Origin of the sequence: Pseudomonas sp. D4002 (assembly GCF_013385665.1) — a bacterium.
In the GTDB taxonomy this organism is placed as follows: Bacteria; Pseudomonadota; Gammaproteobacteria; order Pseudomonadales; family Pseudomonadaceae; genus Aquipseudomonas.
Genome location: NZ_JACAPN010000049.1, coordinates 45387 through 53255 on the forward strand (window position 1 = coordinate 45387; position 7869 = coordinate 53255).

7 protein-coding genes and 1 pseudogene are annotated in these 7869 nt (G+C 60.9%); 4 read left to right on the plus strand and 4 right to left on the minus strand.

Features of this window, described 5'->3' with window-relative positions:
• Positions 1-133: 133 nt before the first annotated feature.
• Positions 134-1171: an Ldh family oxidoreductase gene (locus HX824_RS29855; RefSeq protein ID WP_177055849.1), complete on the plus strand. Its 1038-nt coding sequence runs from the start codon at positions 134-136 to the stop codon at positions 1169-1171.
• A 40-nt stretch (positions 1172-1211) separates the two neighbouring features.
• Here HX824_RS29855 and HX824_RS29860 read toward each other — a convergent pair whose 3' ends face one another.
• Positions 1212-1532 (minus strand): YqjD family protein, encoded by a 321-nt coding sequence (locus HX824_RS29860; RefSeq protein ID WP_003217958.1) that lies wholly within the window; start codon positions 1530-1532, stop codon positions 1212-1214.
• A 176-nt stretch (positions 1533-1708) separates the two neighbouring features.
• Between HX824_RS29860 and HX824_RS29865 the strand changes: the two genes are divergently transcribed.
• Positions 1709-1960, plus strand: coding sequence for a hypothetical protein (locus HX824_RS29865; protein WP_003217960.1), 252 nt, complete (start codon positions 1709-1711; stop codon positions 1958-1960).
• Here the strand turns inward: HX824_RS29865 and HX824_RS29870 are convergent.
• The 3 genes and pseudogenes from HX824_RS29870 to HX824_RS29880 all read right to left on the minus strand — a co-directional run bounded on the left by HX824_RS29870 (position 1935) and on the right by HX824_RS29880 (position 5639).
• On the minus strand, positions 1935-2852 hold the full coding sequence (locus HX824_RS29870; RefSeq protein WP_087694394.1) for a LysR substrate-binding domain-containing protein: 918 nt from the start codon (positions 2850-2852) through the stop codon (positions 1935-1937). The genes HX824_RS29865 and HX824_RS29870 overlap by 26 nt on opposite strands.
• Positions 2853-2907: 55 nt before the next feature.
• A pseudogene (locus HX824_RS29875) lies at positions 2908-4184 on the minus strand (MFS transporter).
• A gap of 66 nt (positions 4185-4250) precedes the next feature.
• A complete protein-coding gene (locus HX824_RS29880) occupies positions 4251-5639 on the minus strand; it encodes a M20 family metallopeptidase (RefSeq protein ID WP_087694379.1) in 1389 nt (462 codons plus the stop codon).
• 119 nt (positions 5640-5758) lie between these two features.
• Between HX824_RS29880 and HX824_RS29885 the strand changes: the two genes are divergently transcribed.
• Entirely contained in the window at positions 5759-6643 is an 885-nt protein-coding gene (locus HX824_RS29885; RefSeq protein WP_177055850.1) for a LysR family transcriptional regulator, read from the plus strand.
• Between the two features lie 109 nt (positions 6644-6752).
• Positions 6753-7679: a carbon-nitrogen hydrolase family protein gene (locus HX824_RS29890; protein ID WP_177055852.1), complete on the plus strand. Its 927-nt coding sequence runs from the start codon at positions 6753-6755 to the stop codon at positions 7677-7679.
• Positions 7680-7869 lie beyond the last annotated feature (190 nt).

Below are 7869 nucleotides of genomic sequence, written 5' to 3' on the forward strand. Positions count from 1 at the left end.
TCCAGGCCTGGCGCCACGAGGGGCTAGATATGTCTGGCGCTCCCTGTCGACAGCCATGGGGCAAACCCTGTCTAATCGACGGACCGATTCTTGTACGCTGTTGCCCATTCCAATAATTAAACGGGAGCTTCAGATGTCTGCATCGCCTTTGGATGTCGAGTCTTCATCAGAGCGACTCAGTTATGCGCAATTGACCGACCTGCTGCGCCAGGTGTTTGTCCGCCACGGTACGTCGGCCGATGTGGCCCAGGTGCTGGCCGAGAACTGCGCCAGCGCCGAGCGCGACGGTGCCCACAGCCACGGTGTATTCCGTATCCCCGGTTACGTCTCGACCCTGGCCAGTGGCTGGGTCAACGGCAAGGCGGTGCCCGTGGTCGAGGATGTGGCCAGCGGGTTTGTGCGGGTGGATGCGGCTAACGGCTTCGCCCAGCCCGCACTGCAAGCCGCCCGTGCGCTGTTGGTGGAAAAGGCCCGCAGTGCCGGGATTGCCTTGCTGGCGATCCATAACTCCCACCACTTCGCGGCGCTTTGGCCGGATGTCGAGCCTTTTGCTGAAGAAGGCCTGGTGGCCTTGAGCGTGGTCAACAGCATGACCTGCGTGGTGCCCCACGGCGCCGACCGCCCGCTGTTCGGCACCAACCCCATTGCCTTCGCCGCGCCCCGCGCCGATGGCCTGCCGATCGTGTTTGACCTGGCCACCAGCGCTATCGCCCATGGCGACGTACAGATTGCCGCGCGCAAGGGCGAGCGCCTGCCGCCGGGCATGGGTGTGGACAGCCTCGGCCAGCCGACCCAGGACCCCAGGGCGATCCTCGAAGGCGGCGCGCTGCTGCCGTTTGGCGGGCACAAGGGGTCGGCCCTGTCGATGATGGTCGAGCTGCTGGCCGCGGCCCTCACGGGCGGTAACTTCTCGTTTGAGTTCAACTGGTCCGATCACCCCGGCGCCCGCACCCCATGGACCGGCCAACTGCTGATCGTGATCGACCCGAGCAAGACCGCCGGGCAGAGCTTCGCCGAGCGCAGCCAGGAATTGGTGCGACAGATGCATGCGGCAGGGTTGCGGCGTTTGCCGGGGGACAGGCGCCATCGCACACGGGCGAAGTCGCAGGCAGGCGGAATTGAGATCGAAACTCAGGAGTTGAGCCGGTTGCGGGTGTTGGCACAGGCCTGAAGCGCGCTGCGCCCGGGGAGGGCGCAGCCGTTGCATCAGATCAGTTGCGGCGGCCCAGCAACAGGCCGACTACCAGGCCAAACCCGGCGGAAATCGCCACGGTCTGCCATGGGTGGCCACCGATATAGGTTTCGGTGGCATCCACCACCGGCTTGCTGCGCTCGCGCACGTTGGACACCGAGTCCAGCGCCTGCTTGAGCTTGATGGCGACCTGTTCACGCAGGGTTTCACCTTCTTCCCCCACCAGTGACGCGCTGCTTTTGAGCAGCTTGTCCGATTCTTCGATCAGTGCGGTCAGTTCACTGAAGGCTTGGTCCTTGATTTGGTCTTCGACGGCTTGGGCGGCAGATTTGCGGGCCATTGGGTTAACTCCTTGCGGGTGAATGTGGCAATGAATGCGCTTGATGAAGAATGGAGTGTTTGAAGCAGGCAAAAGTTGCAGTTTTTTTCCTACGGTCAGCTTAGGAGAAATCCAGGCCAGGAAATTTCAACCTACAGTGTAAGATGTCACCTAATTTGTGCAGCAGGTAATTCAACATGAGCTTCAATCTGGCCAACAAGCCCCTCGCCGAGCGCGCCGCGCTGGAAGATGAAAAGTCCCGTCTCTACGACCTCTGGCAAAGCAACCTGGGTAAGGCCAAGGGTGAGGCCGCCCGCCTGTTTGGCGAACGCGCCAAGCGCAAGGGCAAATGGGCCGAATGGGTGCGTGCAGAACTGGACGGCATGTCACCGCCGGAGTTCTCGAACATGGTGCGCAGTGAAGTCAATCGCCTGATGGCGGCGAAGTAAAACAAGCCTCGATTGCCTCGCGCACCTTGAGCAGCAACGGATCCAGTTGCGCCTGGGTGCGCCAGCCCAGCTCCACCGGGTAACGCGGCAGCGCCAGCGGGCAAGGCAGCTCCCTCAGTCCGGTCATCTGCGCGATGGCCTGGGCCGCATGGCCGGGGATGGTCGCCACCGCCTGGCTGCCCTTGAGCAGGAACGGCAGCGCCGCGAAGTGCGTGGTCGAGGCACCTACGTGGCGGCTCAGCCCCTGCGCGGCCAGGCCCTCGTCGGTGATCCCGATAAACCCGCCGGATGACACCAGCACATGCTCGCGCCTGACGAACTCGTCGAGGTCGATGGCCTGTTGTCCCGGCGCCAGGCTGTCGGGGTCCACCAGGCAGGCGTAATGGCCTTCCCCCAATACCTGCCGGCTCAACCGGCGCTCGGCAAACCCGCCGGCGGTGATTGCCAGGTCCAGGCTGCGGTCGAGCAGGGCGTCGGCAACGATCTGGCTGTGGGTCTGGCGGAACATCAACCGCAGCTTTGGCGCACGCCGGGCAATCTCTTCAATCAGCCGCCGGCCGTAGGCGATTTCGAAATCATCCGATAACCCCACCACCACCGAACGGCCCTGATAGTGATTGCCCAGGGGATCCACCATCGCCAGGCTCTGGCGGCAGCGATCCAGCGCTTCGCTGATCACCGGCTTCAACTGATTGGCCCGCAAGGTGGGCGCCAGGCCCCGGCCGGTACGCACGAACAACTGATCGCCGTACACATCGCGCAAGCGGCGCAGGGCTGCACTGATCGCCGACTGCGTGACGCCAAGGCGCAGGGCGGCACGGCTGGCACTGGATTCGTCGTGCAGGGCCTCGAAGGTTTTCAGCAGGTTGAGATCGACGTTGGCGATATTCATCAGGCTCATATCATGTGACTGGATATGCCTTGAATATATAACGTCCCGCCAGGTGCTACACCAGGCGCAATGTTCTCTTTGCCACCACGAGCGCGCCAATGCTGAGGGCAGCCGCCGCTATCAGGTAAAAGCTCGGCGCCAGCTGCGAGCCGGTCAGCGCGATCAACCCGGTTGCAATCACCGGTGCAAAGCCACCGAATATCGTCACGGCCAGGTTGTAGCTGAGTGACATGCCGGTCACCCGGGTGCGTACGGGAAATACATCGGCCATAAGTGATGCCAGTGGGGCGAAGTAGACGGCCTTGATCAACGCCATCATCGACACCACCAGCAACAACGAGGTGGCGCTCGGTACTCTGTTGAGCCAGGCGAATGCCGGAAAGATTACGAGGATGTAGATGCTCGAGGCCCACAACATGATTTTGATCCGGCTGACATAACCGGTGATGAACCCTACAACCGGCGTCACCACGGTCAGGATGATCCCGCCCGTCAGCGTGGCCAGGAAGCCTGTGGACTGGGGAATGTCCAAGGTGGTCGAGGCATAAGACGGCATGTACTTGATCATGAAGTTGGACGCCGTCGACACGATCAGCACGCCCATCGCCACCAGCAACAAGGTCTTCTGCGAGAGCAGCACTTCCCGCAACGGCCGTGAGCCCGGCTGGCTTTCCTTGAAATCGGGCGACTCATCCACCGTGCGGCGGATGTACAGGCCCACCGGGGCGAGGATCAGCCCGAAGAAAAACGGCACGCGCCAACCCCAGTCGAACATCTGTTGATCATTCAGGCTGATGGTCAGGAAGTAGCCGAACAATGAGGCGATGACCACGCCAAAGCCCTGGCTTGCAAACTGCAGGCTCGCGACAAAGTTACGGGTCTTCTGCGGTGCATGCTCCATCATGAACGCGGTGGAGCTGCCGAACTCACCACCGGCGGAGAAACCCTGGAGCAGGCGGGCGAACAGAATTCCGATCGGCGCAATAATCCCGATAGTTGCATAGCTGGGCATCACGGCAATCATCGCCGTCCCTATCAGCATCAGCATGATGGACAGCGTCAACGCCTTCTGTCGGCATAGGAACCGAGCACGGCAGCGCCCAGTGGCCGGATAAGAAATGAAAGGCCGAAGGTCGCGAAGGCCAGGAACAGCGACACGGCCGGGTCGGCGGCCGGGAAAAATACCTTGCTGATGGTCAGCGCAAAATAGGCGTACACCGACAGGTCGAACCATTCAAGCGTATTACCGATCAAGGCCGCGCCAATGGGTTTCCAGAGGGGCGTGGCCTTTGCGATCGTGGGTGAAACGGTGGGGGACGATAACGCTGTCATTCTTGACGCTCCTGATTTTATAAGGGGGTGAGCGGCAGATAAAAAGGGTCGGCGGACCCCGATTTTTTATTGTGGTTTGAAGGGGGCGAGGTGACCCAGGTCCCAGAACAGCGAGGTCATGATTTGCAGCCCTTCGAGGACTACCGAGCCCAACAGATGCTCATCCGGAGCATGTTGTGAACACCCGGGGTAGGAGTGCGGTATCCACAAGGTGGGCAAACCCAATATGTCCGCGAAAATATCGTTGGGCAGGGTGCCTGCAAGGTTCGGTAACACGGCAACGGGCCGGTGGGTGGCATCGGCGATCGACTGTTTGGCGAAGCGTACCCAAGGGTTGTCAGGGTCCAGGCGACTGGCCGGTGTGCAACGGTCAATCACGATATCGACCTGTTGAAACCCCTCCGCATCCAGGTGTTGGCGCAGCAGCTTTTGCAGATTCTGCCAGTCAGTGCCGACTACAAATCGCAACTGGCAATGCGCGGTGGCGCGGGGTGGAATGGCGTTGACCGGTTTGGTCGGATTGCCTGCGATAAACGCAAGGATCTCCACCGTGTTCCAGCCGAAGAGTCGTTCACCCAGGGTCAGGCCAGGCTCGCCCCAATCAACATCCAGTTCCCGTCCCAGAGAGCGCGGATGGATGTCCAAGTCGCGGATGGCTTCGCGTACGGAGTCGGGTATGGCGTCAGGCACCAGCGTTCGGCAGCGAATACGACCGTCCTTGTCCACCAGGCTGGCTAGCGCATTGGCCAATACTACGGCGGGGTTGGACATCACACCGCCCCAGTTACCGGAGTGAAGGCCCTTGTCGCGTGCGTTGACTTCCAGGGAAAACAACGCGGAACCTCTGGAACCGAGGAATATTGTCGGGCGACTGTCGTTCAAGCGCGGCCCGTCGGAGGCGATGAACACATCGGCTTGCAACAGCTCCCGGTGCAGAGTGCAAATCTCCCGCAGCCCGGGAGAACCGCATTCTTCGCCGGTTTCGAACAGCACTTTGACGTTAAAGCCCAAGCGCCCCTCACGTTGCTTGATGACGTGCTCGAGGGCAGTCAGGTTGACGCTGTGCTGGCCCTTGTTGTCCGCGGTGCCTCGGCCATACCAACGATCACCTTCCACGCTCAACGCCCAAGGGCTGAGGCCCTCGCGCCATTGCTCGTCATACCCGAGCACTACGTCGCCATGTCCATACGTTAATACCGTGGGCAAATCAGCCCCTTCGTGGCGTGAGGCGAACAGCAACGGCCCGGCGCCCGACGGGTTATCGAGCATCTGGCATTCAAAACCCATTGCGATCAGCGCTGGTTGTATTTCCTGTTGCAGGTAGCGCGTCAGTTCGTGCGCCTGGCCGGGGTTCTGGCTTTCGCTGCGAATGGCGATCCTGCGACGCAGATCGGCTTCAAAATGGCCTTCGGCCAGGTACTGGCGAACATTCGCGAGCGCTTGTTGCTTGGACATGACAGTTCCGGTGCGGGCTGAGGTTCAATCCAATATAGAAGTCATGCATCGGTGTGTATATTGCTGTTTTTTGACGTTTGCCTTCTAATAAATAGATCCTTGGGTAAAGGAATCAAACTGTGGATTATCGTTATTTCCTGGCCGTATTCGATACAGGATCACTGGCTGCTGCCGGCGAACGCTTGCACATCGCGCCCAGTGCGGTCAGTCGCCAAATCTCCCTGTTGGAAGAAACCATCGGGGTTCCATTGTTCGAGCGCCGGCCAAGGGGCATGCAGCCCACAGCGGCCGGCAATGCCTTGGCCGATCACGCACGGCGTGCCTTGCTGGAGGAGCAAAGCCTGCTCTCGGAGCTACGGGCGGGCGATTATCCGGGCGCGAAAGTGGTTCGGCTGGTGTCCACCGAGGGGCTGTCCCGTTATTTCCTGCCTCAGGTGCTGATCCGGCATTATCAGCAAAATCCCGTTTTCCAGTATGTGCTGGAAGTGATGTCGCCTCACGAATGCGCGGATAAAGTGAGACGCGGCGAAGCCGATGTGGGGTTGGTGTTCAGTACCGAGCCTGTCGAAGGGGTTGAAGTGCGGCATTCCAGTCGCTCGCCGATCCGCGCGGTGATGCGGGTGGGGCATCCACTGGCGGCGGTCAGGCAACTGTCCCTTCGATCGCTGTCCGCTTACCCGTTGGCGCTGACGCCAAAAGGCTCCACCCAGCGGCAATTGTTCGACCTGGTTTGCCAGATGGAAGGGCTGACGTTCAATCACGTAATGACCTGCAATTATTCGGGCGCCATCCATGAATTCGTTCGCAACACGGACACCATCGCGTTTGGTGGGGCGATCAGTCATCGGGCGAATGGGAGCGACGAGCTGACCTCGGTTGCGCTGTCGGACCCGCAGTTTTCAGACCGGGCGATTCAAGTCCTGACCATGCCCAAGCGTGCTTTGCCGGTGGCGCTGGAGCGGTTTATCGAGAGTCTTGTCGGATTCCTGAAGGACGCTGACTGATGGATGATGATATTCATATGGCTCATATCAGTTAGCAGCGAAGCGGGCTTTATTCATGATTGCCGCTGGCCGGAGAATGGGCAACCCCCATTGATACGGAGTGATCGTGATGCCTGTTTCTACCGTGGCTGCGCTGCAAATCGGTTCCTTGCCGGGAGGCAAGGCTGAGACCCTGGAACAGATCCTGTCCTACGAGGACGAAATCCTGCGCAGCGGTGCGCAACTGGTGGTGATGCCCGAAGCGTTGCTCGGGGGTTATCCCAAGGGTGAGGGCTTCGGCACCCAGCTGGGTTATCGCCTGCCTGAAGGGCGTGAGGCCTTTGCGCGGTATTTTGCCAATGCGATTGATGTGCCGGGCGTGGAGACCGAAGCGCTGGCCGGCTTGTCGGCGCGCACCGGGGCGAGCCTGGTGTTGGGTGTGATTGAGCGCAGTGGCAGCACGTTGTATTGCACGGTGCTGTATTTCGAGCCGGTGGGCGGGTTGGTGGCCAGGCATCGCAAATTGATGCCTACCGGCACTGAGCGGCTGATCTGGGGCAAGGGTGATGGTTCGACGTTGCCGGTGATTGATGCCGCGGTAGGGCGCATCGGTGGCGCCGTGTGCTGGGAGAACATGATGCCGTTGTTGCGCACCGCGATGTACGCCAAGGGTGTGGAAGTGTGGTGCGCGCCGACGGTGGATGAGCGGGTAATGTGGCAGGTGAGCATGCGGCATATTGCCCATGAGGGGCGGTGTTTTGTGGTGAGTGCGTGTCAGGTGCAGGCGTCACCCCAGGCGTTGGGTGTGGAGGTGGCGAACTGGCCGGTGGATCGGCCTCTGATCGCGGGGGGCAGTGTGATTGTCGGGCCCATGGGGGACGTTCTTGCCGGGCCATTGCTCGGTGGGGCGGGGTTGCTGGTGGCGCGGATTGATACGGATGATTTGGTGCGGGCGCGGTATGACTATGATGTGGTTGGGCATTATGCCCGGCCGGATATTTTCGAATTGACCGTGGATGAGCGGGTTAGGGCGGGGGTGCGGTTTATTGTTGACTGAGTACATATCCGTTTCTTCGGTAACGGCGGCTTATGGTTCCGCTCTTACAGCGGCTCACTTTGGAAAAGCCCCAAAGTAAGCAAAGGGCTCTGCCCCGCCTGTCGGCACCTCGCCTAGGCTCGGTGTTCCCTCACTCCGGCATTGCTCCGCGGGCCGCCGCGACGGGCCATCCATGGCCCGGCGCGGCTAA

Coding starts and splice junctions, on each gene's coding strand:
- HX824_RS29865 (WP_003217960.1), top strand. CDS start 1,709: ATGAGCTTCAATCTGGCCAACAAGCCCCTCGCCGAGCGCGCCGCGCTG.
- HX824_RS29870 (WP_087694394.1), bottom strand. CDS start 2,852: ATGAATATCGCCAACGTCGATCTCAACCTGCTGAAAACCTTCGAGGCC.
- HX824_RS29890 (WP_177055852.1), top strand. CDS start 6,753: ATGCCTGTTTCTACCGTGGCTGCGCTGCAAATCGGTTCCTTGCCGGGA.
- HX824_RS29860 (WP_003217958.1), bottom strand. CDS start 1,532: ATGGCCCGCAAATCTGCCGCCCAAGCCGTCGAAGACCAAATCAAGGAC.
- HX824_RS29855 (WP_177055849.1), top strand. CDS start 134: ATGTCTGCATCGCCTTTGGATGTCGAGTCTTCATCAGAGCGACTCAGT.
- HX824_RS29880 (WP_087694379.1), bottom strand. CDS start 5,639: ATGTCCAAGCAACAAGCGCTCGCGAATGTTCGCCAGTACCTGGCCGAA.